The 18,230-nt window shown below is 58.5% G+C and carries 17 protein-coding genes; 11 read left to right on the forward strand and 6 right to left on the reverse strand.

Features of this window, described 5'->3' with window-relative positions; all coding sequences use genetic code 11:
- Positions 1–27: 27 nt before the first annotated feature.
- From JQR90_RS00615 to xpt, 3 genes are all read right to left on the reverse strand, one after another.
- Positions 28–426, reverse strand: a complete 399-nt coding sequence (locus JQR90_RS00615) for a YkgJ family cysteine cluster protein (protein ID WP_010796460.1) — start codon at positions 424–426, stop codon at positions 28–30.
- A 154-nt stretch (positions 427–580) separates the two neighbouring features.
- Positions 581–1,594: an SDR family oxidoreductase gene (locus JQR90_RS00620; protein WP_010796461.1), complete on the reverse strand. Its 1,014-nt coding sequence runs from the start codon at positions 1,592–1,594 to the stop codon at positions 581–583.
- Between the two features lie 204 nt (positions 1,595–1,798).
- Positions 1,799–2,371: a xanthine phosphoribosyltransferase gene (gene xpt, locus JQR90_RS00625; RefSeq protein ID WP_010796462.1), complete on the reverse strand. Its 573-nt coding sequence runs from the start codon at positions 2,369–2,371 to the stop codon at positions 1,799–1,801.
- Between the two features lie 378 nt (positions 2,372–2,749).
- Here xpt and JQR90_RS00630 point away from each other — a divergent pair, with 378 nt between their 5' ends.
- The 3 genes from JQR90_RS00630 to JQR90_RS00640 all read left to right on the forward strand — a co-directional run bounded on the left by JQR90_RS00630 (position 2,750) and on the right by JQR90_RS00640 (position 6,376).
- Entirely contained in the window at positions 2,750–4,687 is a 1,938-nt protein-coding gene (locus JQR90_RS00630) for a RecQ family ATP-dependent DNA helicase (RefSeq protein ID WP_037030638.1), read from the forward strand.
- A gap of 306 nt (positions 4,688–4,993) precedes the next feature.
- A complete protein-coding gene (locus tag JQR90_RS00635; protein ID WP_434140276.1) occupies positions 4,994–5,722 on the forward strand; it encodes an alpha/beta fold hydrolase in 729 nt (242 codons plus the stop codon).
- A gap of 129 nt (positions 5,723–5,851) precedes the next feature.
- Positions 5,852–6,376 carry a cupin domain-containing protein gene (locus JQR90_RS00640; protein WP_150348688.1) on the forward strand — a complete coding sequence of 175 codons (525 nt, stop codon included), beginning with the start codon at positions 5,852–5,854 and terminating at the stop codon, positions 6,374–6,376.
- Here the strand turns inward: JQR90_RS00640 and JQR90_RS00645 are convergent, their stop codons facing one another.
- The gene (locus JQR90_RS00645) at positions 6,377–6,964 is read right to left on the reverse strand and encodes a 3-keto-disaccharide hydrolase (RefSeq protein WP_125888090.1); all 588 of its coding nucleotides are present in this window, start codon (positions 6,962–6,964) and stop codon (positions 6,377–6,379) included. It lies immediately after the preceding gene.
- A gap of 162 nt (positions 6,965–7,126) precedes the next feature.
- Between JQR90_RS00645 and JQR90_RS00650 the strand changes: the two genes are divergently transcribed.
- From JQR90_RS00650 to JQR90_RS00665, 4 genes are all read left to right on the forward strand, one after another.
- On the forward strand, positions 7,127–8,125 hold the full coding sequence (locus JQR90_RS00650; RefSeq protein WP_010796467.1) for an SDR family oxidoreductase: 999 nt from the start codon (positions 7,127–7,129) through the stop codon (positions 8,123–8,125).
- Between the two features lie 153 nt (positions 8,126–8,278).
- Positions 8,279–10,078 carry a thiamine pyrophosphate-requiring protein gene (locus tag JQR90_RS00655; protein WP_150348318.1) on the forward strand — a complete coding sequence of 600 codons (1,800 nt, stop codon included), beginning with the start codon at positions 8,279–8,281 and terminating at the stop codon, positions 10,076–10,078.
- 192 nt (positions 10,079–10,270) lie between these two features.
- Positions 10,271–11,317: an asparaginase gene (locus tag JQR90_RS00660; RefSeq protein WP_434140277.1), complete on the forward strand. Its 1,047-nt coding sequence runs from the start codon at positions 10,271–10,273 to the stop codon at positions 11,315–11,317.
- 304 nt (positions 11,318–11,621) lie between these two features.
- Positions 11,622–12,824 carry an MFS transporter gene (locus tag JQR90_RS00665; RefSeq protein ID WP_434140278.1) on the forward strand — a complete coding sequence of 401 codons (1,203 nt, stop codon included), beginning with the start codon at positions 11,622–11,624 and terminating at the stop codon, positions 12,822–12,824.
- A gap of 45 nt (positions 12,825–12,869) precedes the next feature.
- Here JQR90_RS00665 and JQR90_RS00670 read toward each other — a convergent pair whose 3' ends face one another.
- A complete protein-coding gene (locus JQR90_RS00670; RefSeq protein WP_122044686.1) occupies positions 12,870–14,273 on the reverse strand; it encodes a sugar porter family MFS transporter in 1,404 nt (467 codons plus the stop codon).
- A 305-nt stretch (positions 14,274–14,578) separates the two neighbouring features.
- On the opposite strand from JQR90_RS00670, the gene JQR90_RS00675 reads away from it, so the two are divergent.
- The 4 genes from JQR90_RS00675 to JQR90_RS00690 all read left to right on the forward strand — a co-directional run bounded on the left by JQR90_RS00675 (position 14,579) and on the right by JQR90_RS00690 (position 17,537).
- Positions 14,579–15,181 carry a nitroreductase family protein gene (locus JQR90_RS00675; protein ID WP_434140279.1) on the forward strand — a complete coding sequence of 201 codons (603 nt, stop codon included), beginning with the start codon at positions 14,579–14,581 and terminating at the stop codon, positions 15,179–15,181.
- 214 nt (positions 15,182–15,395) lie between these two features.
- A complete protein-coding gene (locus tag JQR90_RS00680) occupies positions 15,396–15,587 on the forward strand; it encodes a hypothetical protein (protein WP_010796474.1) in 192 nt (63 codons plus the stop codon).
- Between the two features lie 356 nt (positions 15,588–15,943).
- Positions 15,944–17,248, forward strand: coding sequence for a shikimate transporter (shiA, locus tag JQR90_RS00685; RefSeq protein ID WP_434140280.1), 1,305 nt, complete (start codon positions 15,944–15,946; stop codon positions 17,246–17,248).
- 64 nt (positions 17,249–17,312) lie between these two features.
- The gene (locus JQR90_RS00690) at positions 17,313–17,537 is read left to right on the forward strand and encodes a hypothetical protein (RefSeq protein ID WP_010796476.1); all 225 of its coding nucleotides are present in this window, start codon (positions 17,313–17,315) and stop codon (positions 17,535–17,537) included.
- Between the two features lie 6 nt (positions 17,538–17,543).
- Here the strand turns inward: JQR90_RS00690 and JQR90_RS00695 are convergent, their stop codons facing one another.
- On the reverse strand, positions 17,544–18,224 hold the full coding sequence (locus tag JQR90_RS00695; protein ID WP_434140281.1) for a class I SAM-dependent methyltransferase: 681 nt from the start codon (positions 18,222–18,224) through the stop codon (positions 17,544–17,546).
- Positions 18,225–18,230: the final 6 nt, after the last annotated feature.

Here is an 18,230-nt window from a genome sequence, read left to right on the forward strand (position 1 = left end):
GATATCGAAAAATGGTGTGCTGAAGCCTTAGCCCTTGGGCTTGTAGGCGCAGTAGCCTGGACGCGGCCCAATCTGCGGGTGGTTGCGGCACGTATCGGGGCGCTTGTCGTAGATGGTGCACAGGCGGCTCTTGCGATCCAGATAGAGGCAGTCGTTATTGGCCAGGCGGGTCAGGGTAAAGATGCCGCTTTTCTGGTTGAAGCGTTCGACAATGCCTTCCTTCATGAGGCGCTTGGCGACGTTCTTGGGCGGCTCGCCCGCTTCGAACTCATCCACTACACCAATCCGTATCAGGTCCTTGATGCGGACCTCTACGGGAAGCGTGCAGCAGGTAGCCATGCAATCACGGCACAGCCCTTTGTAGTATTTGGCCCAGGTATCAAGACGGTCGAGTTCGGCCGCGGCGACCAGTTGCGGTTTTTTCATGGATCAATCAGCAGGAGAAGCGGGGCGCGGATCATACCGGGCCTGACGAGCGCTTGCTCGCCGATTGATCGATCACATACGGCGATCCGTCGCTTTTATCGCGGGGTGAAAGCCCTGCCTTCGCGGTGTTAAGCGGCAGGCAGGGTAGGCAGCCTCAGTGTCGGCGTCCTTTTACCAGCGCACCAATGACGAGACCGCCCAGCACAGCCAGGGCTGTGCTGGCAATCGGATGCTGGGAGGCCTGGGTGTACAGGCTGTGCTGCATCTTGGGGCCGGGATTGCGGCCGCTGGCCTGACCGTAATTGCCTGGGGTGTAATCGGCCGAATACATCTCGCCCTCACGGTTATTGTCGGAGCGTCCGCTGGGAATGACATTAGCCAGGAGCTTCTCGCTGATGAGGTCATACAGCTGCGGGAAGTTTTGAGCGATCTTGGTCATGGTCTTGGCGGGGCTGCCGACAAACACATCGCGTTGCGGGTGGACGGCTGCCTTCAGGATGGCTCTGGCGACGGTTTCCGGGGTATAGATGGGTGGGGGAAGCACAGGCGCACTGGACAGGTAGTTCTTGGCGTGGTCGTTGAACAGCGTGTCGATGGAGGCTGGGCGGATCAGCGTCACCGATACAGGTGCCTTCTCCTTGCGCAGTTCGACCCGCAATACATCCGTCATCGCCTTGATAGCGTGTTTGCTGGCGCTGTACATGGAGTGGTAGGGAAGCGGTGCGGCGGACTCGAGGCTACCGATGTTAATGATCGAACCGCCACGCTCACGCAGGTGGGCCGCCGCGATTTTTGAGCCATATACGGTACCCCAGAAATTGGTCTCGAACAGTTGGCGGCAGTCCTCGTCGCTGACCTCCTCAACCGTGCCCCAGACGGAGGTCGCCGCGTTATTGATCCACGTATCGAAGCCACCAAAGCGCTCCAGTGCCTTATCGGCCACCTTCTGCAGCTCGTCACGCTGGCCAACATCGGCAACAACCGTCACTACCGTATCGCCGCCTCCAAGGCTGCGCTCGATCTCCTGCAGCGCTTCTTCATTGCGTGCCGTCAGAACCAGACGGGCACCCTGCTGCGCAGCCATTCGGGCCGTCGCAAGACCGATACCACTGGAGGCACCGGTAATAACGATCACTTGCTCGTTGAGCGGTTTAAGCCTGACGTTCATGTGTCCTCCTTTCTGTGAGGAAAAGAAACCGAGCACAACCGCTGGCTGTGTCGGGCATTCACATCAGTAGAAGGTCAGGCATTCAGCGAGGTTCCTTGTTTCCGGGAACCGACTGTCGATCAATCGTGAAGGATCGCAACCGTTTATGGCAAAAGACGGCTGTTTTCGTGCTAACGGCTTCGCGCGTCGCTATCGAGGCCAGGATTACTCGACGAACGTGACCTGTCCGCCTTCCAGCGATTTCACTCGAGCCAGGGACTCGACACGATACCCTTGTTTCTCAAGCTCCTGACGGCCGACCTGGAAGGACTTCTCGATCACGATGCCCAGTCCGGCGATGCTGGCGCCAGCCTGCTGGATGATGGAGATCAGTGCCTGGGCCGCCTTACCGTTGGCCAGGAAGTCATCAATGATCAGGACGTGGTCGTCGCTGGACAGATGCGTCATGGAGATCGCGATGGTGCTCTCGACACGCTTGGTGAACGAGTAGACCGTGGAGGTCAGCAGGTTGTCGGTAAGCGTCAGGGACTGATGCTTGCGAGCGAAAATCACCGGCACACCCATCTTCAGACCAGTCATGATGGCGGGCGCGATGCCAGAGGCCTCGATCGTAACGATCTTGGTCACGCCTGCATCGGCGAACCGGCGGGCAAACTCGTCGCCAATTTCACCCATCAGGCTCGGATCGATCTGATGGTTTAGAAAGGCATCGACTTTCAGTACTTGGTCGGAAAGAACTTGGCCTTCAGCCTGGATCTTGCTTTTAAGGGTGTCCACACAGGTGTCCTTCAAAGGCGATCAGAGACGGTAAAAAAATACTGTCAACGCCTTGGTAAGAGGCGCTGCTGATCGAAATCGTTTAAGGGGAAAAGACAATTTTGCCGGATATTAAGACGTATCGACATACCACTAATAAAAAACAGCAGTAATTTTGTTTCATCTCATCGTTTTTTGGCGTTATTACGCCTGCAGATCACCTCTGAATTGACTCTGTGCATGGATTGTTTACAGCACACCGCCCATGTTGAACGCCAGCGTGATACAACCACTTTATCGAAAAGGCGCGTACCGCTTCGATGGCCTAAAGACTTCTTGCATGACAGCACCGGCTTGCTCACTCTTTAGCGATTACACCAATTTTCTGGAAACGCTGTGATCGAGCAAACTCTGGCCGATGTGTTCGGCTATACCTCTTTTCGCCCTGGTCAGGGTCAGGTAGTTCGTACCGTCATGGCTAGCCGTTCGGCTGCTGCTATCTTTCCAACCGGCTCGGGTAAGTCGCTGTGCTATCAATTGCCCGCCTTGCTTCTGCCACACCTCACTCTGGTCATTTCGCCTCTGCTGGCCCTGATGCAGGACCAGCTTGCGTTTCTGAAGGCCCGCGGGATCGCTGCTGCCAGTATCGATTCGGCACAGCGCCGTGAAGATATCCAAGCCACTATGGCCAGAGCCCGCTCCGGTGAATTGAAGATTCTGATGATCTCGGTAGAGCGGCTTAAGAATGAACGCTTTCGCCAGTTTATCGCCCAAGTACCTATCTCTCTGTTGGTAATCGACGAAGCCCATTGCCTATCCGAATGGGGCCATAATTTTCGTCCTGACTACCTTAAGCTCCCTGATTATCAACGTGATTTCAGGATCCCTCAGGTCTTGCTGCTAACTGCGACGGCAACGCCTCGGGTTATTGCAGACATGCAGGCCCGCTTTGGAATCGCTCATGACGATGTGGTGACGACCGGCTTCTATCGCTCCAATCTGGACCTGCAGGTCGAACCTGTCAGCGGGGAGGACAAACGACGTTATTTGCTGGATTGGATTGCGCCACGGACCAGTCAATCCAGCATTGTTTATGTCACGCAGCAGAAAACAGCCGAGCAGCTGGCGGATGAGTTGGTACGTGCCGGGATTCGTGCCGGGGCTTACCACGCTGGTCTGCCTCATGAACGGCGCGACAGCATTCAGCAGCAGTTCATGGCCGGCACACTGACCTGCATTGTGGCCACCATTGCTTTTGGCATGGGAATCGACAAGCGCGATATCCGTTACGTAGTGCACTACGACCTGCCCAAATCAATCGAGAGCTATAGCCAGGAAATCGGTCGCGCCGGACGTGATGGTGAGCGCTCCGAGTGCCTGGTACTGGCTAACCGCGATGCCTTGAATGTGCTGGAAAATTTTGTTTATGGTGACACACCGGAGCTGAGTGGTATCCGCAGCGTTCTTGAGGACTTGCAGGCGGCGCCGAAAGGCGAATGGGTGCTGCAGTTCAACAGCCTGTCCGATCAAAGTGACATTCGCCTGTTGCCGCTCAAGACTTTGCTCGTGCAACTGGAGCTTCAGGGCCTGATTGCGCCGCAATACAGTTATTTCGCTGATTATCGTTTCAAATACCTTCGTGAACCTGAAGCCTTGATTGAACGATTTGAAGGTGAGCGTCGGCAATTTGTTGAGGCTATTGTCGAAACCTCTGTTCGGGCGCGTACCTGGTGCACGGTCAATTTTGATCAGTTGCACCGTGAGTATCGCGCTGAACGTAGCCGGGTAATCACTGCGCTGGAGTGGCTTCACGAGCAAGGCTGGATTGAACTGGAAAGTAAGCAGATGACCGAGGTGTATCGTCGCTTACAGGCTGCAATCGACGTCGAGACACTAGGCGCTACGTTGCATCGGTACTTCCAGGAAAAAGAGCAGGCCGAGGTTGCACGAACCCACGCCATGCTTGATCTATTCGCCAGTGACCGTTGCCTGAGCCACCGTCTGGCTGAGTGGTTTGGTGATACGCAGGCGCCTGAGCAATGCGGGCATTGTTCCGTCTGCCGCGGCACGGTGGCAGTCCTTCCAGCCCCGGCCGCCTTACCGCCTTTGGATAGGCAAAACCCTGAAACGCTATGTGGCGCCTTTCGGGAGCACTATATGGCCTCCCGGGGAGAAGTACCCAGTGTTGAGTCCATGACACGGTTTCTATGTGGCCTCAACACACCCGCCTTCACTCGACTCAAAGCCAGAAGCTTGCCTGGTTTTGCTGCGCTGGAGGCTTATCCCTATGCGGAAGTAAGAGCCTGGCTGGCCCAGGCCGGCTTCAACGTCAAATGATGACGTGCCCGTGATGAGATCACTGCGTCTGCCCATAACAGACGCAACTGTGCCACGGCTGCCCTGTCATGAGGCTTGAGGGCTCGTTGCCAGGCTAGTCACGCCCCTCCAGCGGGGTGAGAGTCGATAGGGTGTGCCTGAATCAACGGCTTACGCGGTCCGGCAGCCTATGGGCATCACTCTGTGGTGCAGGGCAGCTTGATGCAGGTGTGATCCATCCTGTTTTGCGCCGCCATAAGGGGTCAGTACTTGCATCGCTAACGAAGGCCGTATAGAACGCAGCTTTTGCTGCTGAATAACCCTCTGATGATCACTTCTGCTGCATCCTCCAGACCTGAGGCCCACGTCCCGCTGGTGTTTCTTCCCGGACTTCTGTGCGATGCCGCCTTGTGGCGTTTGCAAGCCGAAGCGCTGGCCGACGTGGCCGATACGCACATTGCCGACCTGACCCGTGACGGAAGCATTCAAGGCATGGCGAGACGGGTACTGGCCGAGGCACCGGCCCGGTTTGCGCTGGCGGGGTTGTCCATGGGGGGATACGTGGCGTTCGAGATCATGCGACAGGCGCCGGAGCGGGTCATGCGGCTGGCGCTTGTCGACACCATGGCCAGCCTCGATGCCCCTGAGCGTACCCGCCAGCGGGTCGGCATGAAGGCCCTGGCCGAGCGTGGACGCTTCTTGGGAATCAGCCCTCAGTTGTTGCCAAATCTGATCCATCCAAGCCGGATCGGTACGCCGGTTGCCGATGAGGTGATCGCCATGGGCAAGCGGGTAGGGCGCGATGCGTTTCTACGCCAGCAGCAGGCCATTATCGATCGTCCGGATTCGATTCCGACCCTGGCGAGCATTACTGTGCCGACGCTGATTATCGTGGGTGAAAACGACAAGCTCACTCCCGTCGATGAGGCGCAGAAGATGCACGCCAGCATCCCGGGCTCATGCCTGGAGATACTGCCCGAGTGCGGTCATTTACCGCCCCTAGAATGGCCGGAGCGGACTACCGAGCTGCTGAGGAACTGGCTGCACGGCCTGTGAAACTTCCCACCCGGATAGCCCTTCGAATCTGTTATACCTATCGGGGGAATAGCTATGGGTTCCACACGCTCTACCTACAATGCGGTGCTGTTTGCCTTGAGTCTTGCGCCCGCGGTGTCGGCGCTGAGTATGCCCGCCCAGGCGGGCGAGCCGGATCGGTTGTTCTTCAAGGATGATGGACGTATTCCCAACAGCCCATTCCCGGTGCTGGTCTATCGTGCCGTACCGCTTGAGGGTAAGGACAACGCCGCGGCCTTCGAAAAGCTGTTCGCTGCGAACGGCTGGCCACCGCAATGGCGGGCAGGCATCTTCGACTATCACCATTACCACTCGACTGCTCACGAGGTGCTAGGTGTGGCATCCGGACACGCGCGGATCATTCTGGGAGGCGAGTCCGGCCAGGAGCTGACGGTGGAGGCAGGGGATGTGCTGGTGTTGCCCGCCGGAACCGGGCACTGCCGCATCGAGGAAAGCGATGACTTCGTGGTCGTTGGGGCCTATCCGCGCGGGCAGGAGGACTATGATATCCAGCGTGCCAATGCCGCCACTCATGATGCCTCGGTTACTCGTATTGCTCACGTGCCCATGCCAGAGGCCGATCCGGTCACAGGCAAGGACGGCGTACTGCTTAAGGCATGGCGTCTACAGCAGTGATCAGAGCAAGGCTTCGACTTGCAGGCAACGAAAACACACTTCATCGCCATGGTGCTGAAGGATGATATGTCCCTCTGTGAGACCAAAATCAGGATTGTGTTTGAACTTACTCTGGCTGATGGCCTCACGCAGGGCAGTATCGTACAGGTCGTAGCGTAATACACATCGTCCAGCGAGCCAGTGTTCAACGTGGTTTTCGCGAACGATGAGTTGGCCGCTCATGAATTCGCCGGGCTGAATCGGAGTGGGCTCGGTAGGTGCCAATAGCTGATAAAGCGCGCCATGGGTGGTGAGCGGATTCTGCCCGTCCGGGTGGCTGGCATTGTCCAGGAGCTGCATCTCTGGGCCGCCCTGCCAGGATTCGGGCCAGGATTCGGCAACCCGGTACAGCACCCCGGCATTTCCACCCGCCGCCAGGCTGAATTCAAACGTCAGGGAAAAGTTTCGATACGATTGCCGTGAGATCAGATCGACTCGCGCGGCAGCAGGATCGGCACGCAGGATTCCGTTGTCGTCTTTCCAGCTGCCAAGCGGGAAGTCTTCACCTTGATAAGCCCGCCACTGATGGGCATCGAGTACCTCGATCATGGTGTTGCGCCTCCTGTAAAGCGATACGCCTGACCATAAGACTGGCATCCCGTCTGCCCGGTTCAGAGCCGTAAACCCGATGGGCGTCATCGCAGCGGAGTGAACTGGCTTCCTGACAGGGCAGTCCGTTGAAGACACCTCCAACAATGTCGGGGCATCAACATGGCGCATGAATCACCTGTAGTCGTCATCACGGGCGGCACGGCCGGTATCGGTCGCGCAACCGCTCACTATTTTGCTCAAGCGGGTTACAAGGTCGCAGTCATCGCCCGGGGCGAGCAGGGGCTGACCGAGACGGTTGCCGAGCTGGAGGCCTTGGGTGCCAAGGCGTTGGGCTGCAAGGCTGATGTGGCTGATGCCGCCCAGGTCGAGCAGGCCGCGGAGCGTGTGGAAACAGAACTCGGACCGATCAACGTCTGGGTCAATGCGGCCATGACCACAGTTCTTGGGGCTTTTGGCTCGATGACGCCGGAGGAATACCGCCGCGTGACAGATGTGACCTACCTGGGCTGCACGTACGGCACCATGGCTGCCCTCAAGCGCATGAAGGTGCGGGACCGTGGCACTATCGTGCAGGTTGGCTCGGCGGTGGCGTACCGGTCGATCCCTTTGCAATCGGCCTATTGCGGTGCCAAGGCGGCCATTCGTGGATTTACTGATTCCCTGCGCAGTGAGCTGATCCATGACAAGAGTCGTGTCCGGCTTACCATGGTTCACCTGCCAGCCCTCAACACGCCGCAATTCGACTGGGCCCGCAACAAGTTGGGCAAGCGCGGCCAGCCATTGCCTCCCATCTATCAGCCGGAAGTCGCAGCACGGGCCATCTTTGATGCCGCCATGCGTGCGCCCCGCGAGATCTGGCTGGGCAAGACTACGATCCAGGCCATCCTGGGCAATATGGTGGCGCCAGGGCTTCTGGATACGGTCATGGCTAAACAGGCCTACAGCGGGCAGATGACCAACGAGCCGGAAAACCCCGAGCGGGCGGATTACCTGTTCGAGCCGGTCGAAGGGTTGCACCGCACCCACGGGCGCTTCAACCAAAAGGCCAGCAACAAGGCCGTTTCGGTGGATTCGGATATCGTCAGCATGGTGGCCCTTGTGGCTGCGGGTGCCGGACTGATGGCGCTGGCCAAGCTGCGTCGCCTGAAGCCCTTCTAAATGCCTGTGCGGGAGGCATAAGTCTCCCGCAGACGCAAAGGCTCACGGACGAGTCGGCCATCTATTTTCAGATATTGAGGACCTTCTCGCCGAGTGAGCCTGTCTAGGTCAGTAAGCACCCATTCCGCTTACAGCCGATCTAGGGAGGTTCTCATGGCGATGACCGTCGGTGATTTCATAGTCGAACGCTTGTACCAGTGGGGCGTACGCCGCATCTATGGCTACCCGGGTGACGGGATCAATGGTGTCTTTGGCGCACTGAACCGTTCGAACGAGAAGATCAAGTTCATCCAGGCCCGCCATGAGGAAATGGCCGCCTTCATGGCGGCAGCCGATGCGAAATTCACCGGTGAACTGGGTGTCTGCATCTCTACCTCAGGCCCTGGCGCCTCGCATTTGCTGACCGGCCTTTACGATGCCCGCATGGACCACGTACCGGTGCTGGCCATCTGCGGACAGCAGGCCCGCACTGCCTTGGGCGGCCATTACCAGCAGGAGCTGGATCTGGTCTCCATGTTCAAGGACGTAGCGGGTGCGTTCGTACAACAGGCTTCGGCGCCGTCTCAGGTTCGTCATCTGGTGGATCGTGCGATTCGTACGGCGGTAGGTGAGCGGCGTGTCACGGCCATCATCCTGCCCAATGACATTCAGGAGCTTGAGTACTCCGATCCGCCCCACAAGCACGGCACCATCCACTCCGGTGTGGGCTACAGCAAGCCCAAGGTCGTACCCTACGAGGCGGATCTGCAACGCGCCGCCGACGTCCTCAATGCGGGCGAGAAGGTTGCCATTCTGGTGGGCGCCGGCGCGCTGGGCGCAACGGATGAAGTGATTTCGGTAGCCGAAAAGCTGGGTGCCGGCGTCGCCAAGGCACTGCTGGGCAAAGCCGCGCTTCCCGATGCGCTGCCTTGGGTGACCGGCTCCATCGGCCTGCTTGGCACCGAGGCGAGCTACAAGCTGATGAGCGAATGCGACACGCTTCTAATGATCGGTTCCGGCTTTCCTTATTCTGAGTTCCTCCCTGAAGAGGGCAAGGCTCGCGGCGTGCAAATCGATTTGAAGGCCGACATGCTCAGCCTGCGCTATCCCATGGAGGTGAACCTTGAAGGTGACTCGGCCGAGACCCTGCGCGCCCTGTTGCCGCTGCTGCGCGAGAAGACAGATCGCGCCTGGCGCTCGTCCATCGAAAACTGGCGCAAGGACTCGGACGAGACGCTCAAGGCCCGTGCACTCACGGATGCCAAACCGATCAATCCACAGCGGGTGGCCTACGAGCTGTCGCCGCGCCTGCCGGATCGCGCCATCGTGACGAGTGACTCGGGCTCCTGCGCCAACTGGTTTGCCCGTGACGTCCAGATGCGCCGCGGCATGATGTGCTCGTTGTCCGGTGGCCTTGCCTCCATGGGCGCGGCAGTGCCATACGCCATCGCCGCCAAGTTTGCCCACCCAGACCGCCCGGTGGTGGCCCTGGTGGGTGACGGTGCGATGCAGATGAACAACATGGCCGAGCTGATCACGGTAGCGAAATACTGGCGCGAGTGGGGCAACGGCAAATGGATCTGCGCCGTCTTCAATAACGAAGACCTGAACCAGGTGACCTGGGAGCAGCGGGTCATGAACGGCGATCCCAAGTTCGAAGCCTCGCAGAACATTCCGGATGTGCCCTATCACCAGTTCGCCGAGTCCATCGGTCTCAAGGGTATCTATGTCGACAGCGCCGACCGGGTAGCTTCCGCCTGGGAAGAGGCACTCGCCTCCGAGCGTCCAGTCGTTATCACCTTCAAGACCGATCCGGATGTACCACCGCTGCCACCGCATTTCACTATCGAGCAGGCCAAGAGCTTTGCCTCATCGCTTCTGCATGGCGACCCGAATGAAGGCGGCATCATCAAGGAAACGGCCAAGCAGGTACTTAATTCAGTGCTGCCCGGACGCAAGAACAAAGACAAGTAGGACCGCCGTTTCGGCGCTGCCAATAGACCGGGGCGTGTAGCGAATACAGCGCCCCGATCTATCAATGTACTCTCCCTTGGCAAGATGGGTAGAGCAGGGCGATCCCCATCGCTTGATCAGCAGGGCACAGTCCTTGCGTAAGGAAATACGTGGTCACAACCACGTTTTCCCGGTTCACAGTAAGGACATTGCATGCCTGTTCGTTTTACCCCTGCGTTCCTGAGCGTTGCCCTTGCGCTCTCTACAGCCTCCCTGTTTGCCGCAGACGCCAAGCCCGGCGTCGTCATCTACGCCACTGGCGGCACCATTGCTGGCAGCTCGGCATCCAGCACCGATACCACTGACTACGACGCCGGTAAGCTGGGTATCGAAACCCTGATCAAGGCTGTGCCGGAGCTGAATCAGGTGGCTACGGTGACAGGCGAGCAACTCGCTAACATGCCCAGCCAGGACATGGACCAGAAGACACTGTTGAAGCTGTCAAAAACGATCAGCCAAAAACTGGAAGACCCGGCAGTACATGGCGTGGTCGTAACCCATGGTACCGATACGCTGGAAGAAACGGCTTTCTTCCTCGACCTGACCGTCAAAAGCGAAAAGCCTGTGGTAGTAGTGGGAGCGATGCGCCCTGCTACAGCTGTAGGGGCCGACGGGCCCATGAACCTGCTCGAGGCGGTCAGTCTGGCAGCCAATGACAAGGCCAACGGCCGTGGCACCCTGGTCGTTCTGAACGACCGCATCGGCTCGGCCTTCTATACCACTAAGACCAACTCCACCACGCCCGACACCTTCCGCGCGGCCGAGCAGGGCTACCTGGGCGGTTTTGTCGGCGTTACGCCCCGGTTCTACTATTCTCCTGCCACACCGACCGGCAAGAGGCATTTCGATGTCTCCAAGCAGGAAAGCCTGCCCAAGGTCGTAATTCTCTACAGCTACCAAGACCAAGACAGTGCACTAATCGATGCAGCGATCAAGGATGGTGCAAAAGGCATTGTGATCGCCGGTACGGGTAACGGCTCCATCCCCACGCGCACCAAGGAGACGGTCAAACGGCTCATGGAGCAGGGCATTCCCGTGATCCGCTCTACCCGTACCAGCTCTGGATTCGTCAGCAGGAAGGAAGAGGGCATTGGCAGCGGCTTTTCCAATCCTCAGAAGTCACGCATTCTCCTGTCGCTGGCCCTCGCAACCGGGGCGGACATGGCCACTATCGAACGGTATTTCAGAGCAGAGGAATAGGGCGCGGTTGAGGGCTGATGTGGCTAGTCAGGTTGGCATATGCGAGAGGGGTATCGCTTCGCCTATTCTCTGTATGTGCCACTCACCGGCCTCGTCACAAAACGCTTCGTAGGATGGTTTGAGCAGAGCCATACCTATCATTTCATTCTCAAAAGACACCCGTCGAGCTAGGCATTCCGCCAGACTAAACCCTCTCCGGGCTGTCCTTCATACCGAACGCTTCGCCATCGCGTTCGGTCTACCGCTTTCCTGATCATTTCCGGTCGGGCTGTTCAAATAATGATCAATACGCCTAGGAGCAAGCATGCCTGCGAGTGCTTCACATCCCCGTCGCGCCTTTATTTGGGTGGCCTGTGCCTTTCTGATCACGATGATGGGTACCACACTGCCCACGCCGCTGTATGTGTTTTATCAACGGGAGATGGGCTTTGGTGAAACATGGGTGACGCTGATCTTTTCGATCTATGCGGCCGGTGTGATTGCGGCGCTGCTGGTGGCTGGAAGCTGGTCCGATCAGCTGGGACGGCGGCCGATGCTGTTGGCCGGTATCGCGTTGTCGGCCATCAGTACGGTGATGTTTCTTTTCAGCCACAGCATTAGCGGATTAATGCTGGCACGGTTGTTCTCCGGTTTTTCCGCCGGGATTTATACCGGTACGGCCACCGTGGCGGTGTTGGAGCTGGCGCCTGAGCCGTGGCGCAATGTCTCGACCCTGGTGGCTACGGCTTCCAACATGCTCGGGCTGGGGTTGGGCCCTCTGGTGGCAGGCATCCTATCGATGTATCTGCCCTATCCAACGCATCTGGTGTTCAGCCTGTACCTGATCTTATTGGTTGTTGCAGCAGTGGGTGTGCTGTTGGCACACGAGACGGTCCAGCGCCCGGCTAAGCCGAGGTTACGAATACAGAAGCCTCATCTGCCGCGGGAGGTGCGAGCCCTGTTTATCCCGGCTGCCCTCTCGGGGATGGCGGGTTTTAGCGTGGCGGGGCTGTTTACGGCCGTCGTGCCGGCCATTATGGGCCAAGTCATGGGGCATACCCATGGCGTTACCATTGGCGCGGTTATCTGCCTGCTGTTTGTCTCATCCATCATCGGGCAGGCATTGCTGAAAAAGCTGCCCGCACACTTACACATGACGATTGGCTGCATTGCCCTATCACTGGGCACGGCCACTATTGGTGTCAGCATTGCCACTGCACAGGTCGGGTTTCTGCTCTTGGGAACGGTAATCGCAGGAGCGGGCCAGGGCATCGTATTTCGAGCCGGTATGAACGCCGTGACAGGTGCCAGCCCGCGGGAGCACAAGGCAGCTGTAACCTCAACGCTCTTTGTGACCTATTACGTGGCGATGTCGGTGCCGGTGATTGGCGTAGGGGTATCGGCGGAGGCATTCGGGCTACGGCAGACAGGGGAATTCTTTGCCGCCGTGGTGACGCTGGTGCCGCTTCTGGCGATGGTAATCATGTGGATCGTGCAGTCCCGTCAGCGCGAGACTGGCAGGGCGTAAGGAGAAATGGCCCAACCTCATGCGGTTGGGCCATGCCATGCAGCGTCAGTGGTCGTGGCGCTGCTGGTAAGGGTAGAAGCGGTGCTCGCGCAACTCGTGTTCGATCTTCTCCAGGCTCTTGCCACGGGTTTCAGGCACGAAGCGCCAGATGAAGACCAGAGCCAGCAACGAGATTCCGGCATAAACCCAGAACGTATGGGCAGCGCCCAGCCACGTTACTAGGCTCAGCGTAGTCAGCGTGACGACCAGATCGAAGAACCAGTGGCTGAAGGCCCCAACACTGGCGCCCTTGCCGCGCACGAACAGTGGGTAGACTTCCGAGTTGATCAGCCAGATGCACACACCGAAGCCGCCGCAGTTGAACATCAGGTAGGCCGCCAGACAACCCACGACCAGCCAGCGCTGCACGTCAGTGGTGGGGCCTGCACCCTGGAACAGGTAGCCCATGATGGCCAGCGCAATGATCGAGCCGGGGATCAGGATCAGCAGGTAGCGACGGCGGCCGATGCGGTCCACCAGGAGGCTGCCGATCACGGTCATGATCACCACCAGGATGGTGCTGCAGCCAGTGGCCAGAACCGCCGTCTGATCGGAAAAGCCCGCCTGAGTCAGAATAGTCGGTGCGTAATAGACAAGGGCGTTGTTGCCGGTGATCTGCGAGAACATAGAGATGCAGGCACCCACGAGCAACGCAGGGCGAACCCAGGGCTGGAGCAGGTCCCGCCAGGTGCCTTCCGGTGCATCGCTCACGGTCTTGATTTCGGTCAGCTCCCGGCGGGCAGCCGCCTCATCACCACGGACGCGCTCCAGGACCGCCAGTGCGTCCTGCTCGCGTCCACGGGACAGGAGCCAGCGTGGACTTTCAGGCAGTACCGACATACCGGCGAGCAGGATCACGGCCGGAACCACGCCCAGCGCAAACATCCAGCGCCAGTGCTCGTCCAGCGCAAAGCCGGTGAAGTAGGCGACGGTAATGCCGCTGACCACCATGAACTGGAACAGTACCACCAGCTTTCCGCGATGCTGTGGCGGGGCCACTTCGGCAATGTAGACCGGAATGATCTGCGTCGAGCTGCCGGCACTCAGGCCAAGCAGAAAGCGCGACAGGATCAGCAGCGTCACGTTGGGCGAGACGGCCGATAGAATCGACCCGAGCGCGAATACTATGCCCACCAGGATGATGGTTCGGCGTCGGCCGAGTCGATCGGAGATCGGGCCGGTGCCCAGGCAGCCAAACAGCGCACCAAAGATGATGGCGCCCGTGACGAGCTGTTTGAGGGTGTCATTCAGCGCAAACTCACGGCCAAGGCCGAGCAGGGCGACGCCAATAATGCCAGTGTCGTAACCGAAGAGAAGGCCACCCAGGGCGGCAATGATTGCGATGAGAAGGACGAGGCCTTTACGCGCCGGAGCGGCAGGGGCCGAGAGGGTGAGCGTGGGAGATTCCATGTAATGCTGCCTGCTTTTATTGTATCCAGACGCGCCTGCCAGAGCAGGCGAACCGCTAAAAGACTGCTCTGACGCCACAGGGTTCAGAAACAAATTGTCATCAAACGGGATTCGATCACCTTTTTGCGCAATCGTTTCAGCAAAAACAGCTAGCGAAGCGGTATTGGCGATATCGATGGAATGAATCAGTACGCTTGATTGGATAAATGCGCGGCTATCCTTTACGTTCTGCGCCACGATTTCCAAACGGCCGTTGCGGCTCCAAACGCTTGTGCTGGCCTGACTTTTATTTAAAGGAACGCAGTATGAATATCCTTGAAACCATCAATGCACGTCGCGCCATCCGTCATTACGATGCTTCTCACCGGATGACCGATGACGAGCAACGCCAACTGCTGAGTCATGCCCTGCTGGCGCCGACGTCGTTCAACCTGCAGCATGTGCGTCTGGTGGCAGTGACAGATCCGGCGCTGCGTCAGCAGATTCGTGCGGTAGGTTGGGATCAGGCCCAGATCACCGATTCCTCGTTGCTCGTCATCGTGTGTGCCGATGTTGCCAGCTGGGAGAAGAATGCCGCCCGTATCTGGAGCGAAGCTCCCCAGGCCGTGCAGGACTTCATGGTGCCCGCTATCGACGCGTACTATCGTGACAAGCCACAGACCCAGCGTGACGAAGCCATGCGCAGCACCGGCCTGGTGGCCCAGACGCTGATGCTCGCTGCTAAGGGCATGGGCTATGACAGCTGCCCTATGGTCGGCTTTGATTTCGAGGCCGTTGGCCAGCTGATCAATCTGCCGGACGACCATGTTGTCAGCCTGATGATTTCCGTCGGTAAGGCCGCCGAGCCGGCGCATGCGCGCACTGGCAAGCTGCCCTACGACGAAGTGGTCATTCGCGACCGCTTCTAAGCTGTCCGTTATCAGGAGCCTGATCTTCGAGATCAGGCTCCTGTGATGAGAGCCGCTGCGTTCAACCATCCTGTGTATGAAAGTCGGATAGCCATCCGCTTTTCCAACAAGACATCCCTCGCCACACCAACCGATGATCGGTTGCAACCTCCCGCTGCGATTACCGGACTAAGCTAAAACAGCATTCATCGGTATTTCCTGGGAGGGACTCAAGATGATTACCGGTATTCCTGCACACACCTGCCGCCTGGCCAACTACAGCACCCTGCTTGCGGCCAATGAGCTCTGGTGCGCGGATCAGGCTCCTCTTAATGACCTGGACGAAGCCGATGGGGAGCTGGAGGATCTCGATCCCGAGACTCGCAGCCTGCCGGTGGAAGATCGCAAGAAGTTAATGGACGAATGATTTGCTGCCCCTTTGGCGTCCTGCCACGGGTGTCAATCGACTAACGGTCACGTTCTTCATGAGCTGTACGTGACCCCACAGTTGACCTCATAACCCCTCGCAACACACTATCCCGTCCTCCGGTGCGAAGCCTTCTCTTCGTATAGCCCATTAAAACTATAAGGACGTCCCCATGTATCTCTCTGCGCCTTGCCTGTTTGCTCCGTCCTGTATGACGTACGAGTAATCGGCCACCCCTGCGCCTGTTTCACACCTTCCCGTCTGCTTTCCTTCCTGTACCTGCAGTATGAATGTGCCGACGGGCGGATTTTTGAGCCACTTCTGACGGCTCGCCTCCTGTTATCAGTACCCAAGCCATGACCGCAATAACCCATGCAACCGACGCATCGCCCCCGGGGCGCTCCGATTCACAGGCCCGCAAGGCCGCCCTTGGCAGTTTTGTCGGGGCGGTTGTGGACTGGTACGACTTTCTGCTCTACGGCATCGTGGCGGCGCTGATTTTCAACAAGGAATTCTTTCCCAACGTAAGCCCGGCCATGGGGACATTGGCTGCTTTTGCCACGTTTGGCGTGGGCTTTCTGTTCCGTCCCCTGGGTGGTTTTATATTCGGTCACTACGGCGACAAACTTGGCCGCAAACGCATGCTGGTGCTGACGGTCATGCTCATGGGCATTTCGACCGCCCTGATTGGCCTGTTACCGACTTATGCGAGCATTGGCTGGTGGGCACCTGTGCTGTTGGTTATTTTGCGTGCAATCCAGGGGTTTGCCGTAGGCGGCGAGTGGGGCGGCGCGGCCCTGATGGCCGTGGAGAGTGCACCGCCGCTCCGGCGTGCCTTCTACAGCAGCGGCGTGCAGGTAGGCTTTGGCGTAGGGTTGATCCTGGCCACGGGCAGCGTATCGCTACTTGATCGTTTTTTGAGCGACGAAGCCTTTCACAGCTGGGGCTGGCGCCTGCCGTTCCTGTTTAGCATCGTGCTTGTGCTGATTGCCTTATGGGTGCGCTCCAGCATGGAAGAATCCCGCGAGTTCGTGCGTGAGGTCAGACAGGCTCACAAGGCCGTCAAGCTACCCATCGTGGAAGCGCTACGTCGCCATCCACGCGCGTTCCTCCTGATCATCGCGTTGCGTATGGCCGAATTGTTCACCATGTACATCGTGACGACCTTTGCGCTCAGTTATTCGACTGCCAACCTGGGCCTTTCCCGCGAGCTGTTCCTGAATATCGGCCTGCTGGTGGGTGCCATCAGCTGCGTAACCATTCCCTGCTTCGCCTGGCTGGCGGACCGCTATGGGCTGCGCCGTATCTACCTGATCGGCGCCACGATTGGTGTGCTCTCGGCTGTGCCCTTCTTCCTGGCCCTGGAAGCGCGCTCGATTGGCTGGATTGTGTTCTTTGCCGTCATGCTTGCCAACATGGCCCATGACATGATCGTCAGCGTGCAACAGCCGCTGTTCACGGAAGCCTTTGGCACCGAGTATCGCTACAGCGGGGCCGGTGTCGGTTATCAGGTTGCCAGCGTGGTTGGCGGCGGCTTTACACCGTTCATTGCCGCCTCGCTGGTCAGTGCCAATAACGGGTCCTGGCATCTGGTCGCGGCGTATCTGGCTGGCGGCTGTCTTGTTTCCTTGCTCGTAGCGGCACAAATGCGTCATCGGTAAGCGGTTGCAACCTATTCTCGGGTGGCTGGACTAAACAAAAGAGCCCAGCCATGAGGATATGCCGATGCTAACGCACCCAAGTCCTTCAGCGTTCACGCCTGATCCGGCCGTTATAGGCCTCTATTGTGCTGATCAGGCGCCTTTGAACGATCTTGACGAAGCCGATAGTGAGCTGGAAAGCGAGCTTGATCCCGAGACCCGCCCGGAAGACCTGCCTGAGGAAGCACGCGAAAACCTGGAAGAGCCAGCCAAGATTCCTGGCCCGATTCCGGACCCCGGCCCGCTGTAGAGAGACTTAACCGACGGCGAGGCCCAGTGTGGCCTCGTCCCGATGAAAATGCAGGAATGATCCTTTGTAGGCTTCGCCGGTACTTAGTACGCAGTCTGCTCGCGTACTCCGATACGAGTATTCCAGCTCCTCCATCTCACGGCAGAAGCTGGAGCGCTGGCGGCGGTCTGGGTCGACAATGATGATGTCCACTTCATCTGCCGAGTGCCGGTCAATGAAGTCGGCCAGGATGGCAGGCTGGTCGCGCTCGTAGATCAGGTCACTGCCGATGATGAGATCGAACTGGCCCAGGTCCAGGTCGGCTCTACCCCAATCTGCCGCCTGGTATTTGATCGGCCCCAGGTTGTTGAGCCGCAGATTCTCGTTCAGAAAGGTCGGGATCAACGGGTGGTAGTCACTCACCGTCATGTTGCCGCCCCGGCTATGCACCACAAGGCTGGCCAAGGCAAGACCCGCACCCAACTCCAGGATACGTTTGCCCTTGAGATCAATGGTCTGCATGGCCGTAGCCAGTACATAGCTTGAAGGCCAGACCTGACCAAACAGCGGCCAGCTTTCGGGCGAGATGCCCAGCAGCTCCGCTTCGCCATTGGGGTCATAGTATTGCTGATGGTCTTTCAGGGACTGGATGTGAAAATCCACATCACCAACGGTGACGGTTTGATATTTGATTCGATAACCGGACATGCTGAT

This window comes from Pseudomonas sp. JZ114 (assembly GCF_051027705.1).
Classification (GTDB): domain Bacteria; phylum Pseudomonadota; class Gammaproteobacteria; order Pseudomonadales; family Pseudomonadaceae; genus Chryseomonas; species Chryseomonas luteola.

What these genes read in the sequence shown, in the direction of transcription:
- JQR90_RS00615 (WP_010796460.1), bottom strand. Translation starts at nt 426, where the DNA reads ATGAAAAAACCGCAACTGGTCGCCGCGGCCGAACTCGACCGTCTTGAT.
- JQR90_RS00620 (WP_010796461.1), bottom strand. Translation starts at nt 1,594, where the DNA reads ATGAACGTCAGGCTTAAACCGCTCAACGAGCAAGTGATCGTTATTACC.
- JQR90_RS00635 (WP_434140276.1), top strand. Translation starts at nt 4,994, where the DNA reads ATGATCACTTCTGCTGCATCCTCCAGACCTGAGGCCCACGTCCCGCTG.
- JQR90_RS00640 (WP_150348688.1), top strand. Translation starts at nt 5,852, where the DNA reads ATGCCCGCCCAGGCGGGCGAGCCGGATCGGTTGTTCTTCAAGGATGAT.
- JQR90_RS00645 (WP_125888090.1), bottom strand. Translation starts at nt 6,964, where the DNA reads ATGATCGAGGTACTCGATGCCCATCAGTGGCGGGCTTATCAAGGTGAA.
- JQR90_RS00650 (WP_010796467.1), top strand. Translation starts at nt 7,127, where the DNA reads ATGGCGCATGAATCACCTGTAGTCGTCATCACGGGCGGCACGGCCGGT.
- JQR90_RS00655 (WP_150348318.1), top strand. Translation starts at nt 8,279, where the DNA reads ATGGCGATGACCGTCGGTGATTTCATAGTCGAACGCTTGTACCAGTGG.
- JQR90_RS00660 (WP_434140277.1), top strand. Translation starts at nt 10,271, where the DNA reads ATGCCTGTTCGTTTTACCCCTGCGTTCCTGAGCGTTGCCCTTGCGCTC.
- JQR90_RS00665 (WP_434140278.1), top strand. Translation starts at nt 11,622, where the DNA reads ATGCCTGCGAGTGCTTCACATCCCCGTCGCGCCTTTATTTGGGTGGCC.
- JQR90_RS00670 (WP_122044686.1), bottom strand. Translation starts at nt 14,273, where the DNA reads ATGGAATCTCCCACGCTCACCCTCTCGGCCCCTGCCGCTCCGGCGCGT.
- JQR90_RS00675 (WP_434140279.1), top strand. Translation starts at nt 14,579, where the DNA reads ATGAATATCCTTGAAACCATCAATGCACGTCGCGCCATCCGTCATTAC.
- JQR90_RS00680 (WP_010796474.1), top strand. Translation starts at nt 15,396, where the DNA reads ATGATTACCGGTATTCCTGCACACACCTGCCGCCTGGCCAACTACAGC.
- shiA (WP_434140280.1), top strand. Translation starts at nt 15,944, where the DNA reads ATGACCGCAATAACCCATGCAACCGACGCATCGCCCCCGGGGCGCTCC.
- JQR90_RS00690 (WP_010796476.1), top strand. Translation starts at nt 17,313, where the DNA reads ATGCTAACGCACCCAAGTCCTTCAGCGTTCACGCCTGATCCGGCCGTT.
- JQR90_RS00695 (WP_434140281.1), bottom strand. Translation starts at nt 18,224, where the DNA reads ATGTCCGGTTATCGAATCAAATATCAAACCGTCACCGTTGGTGATGTG.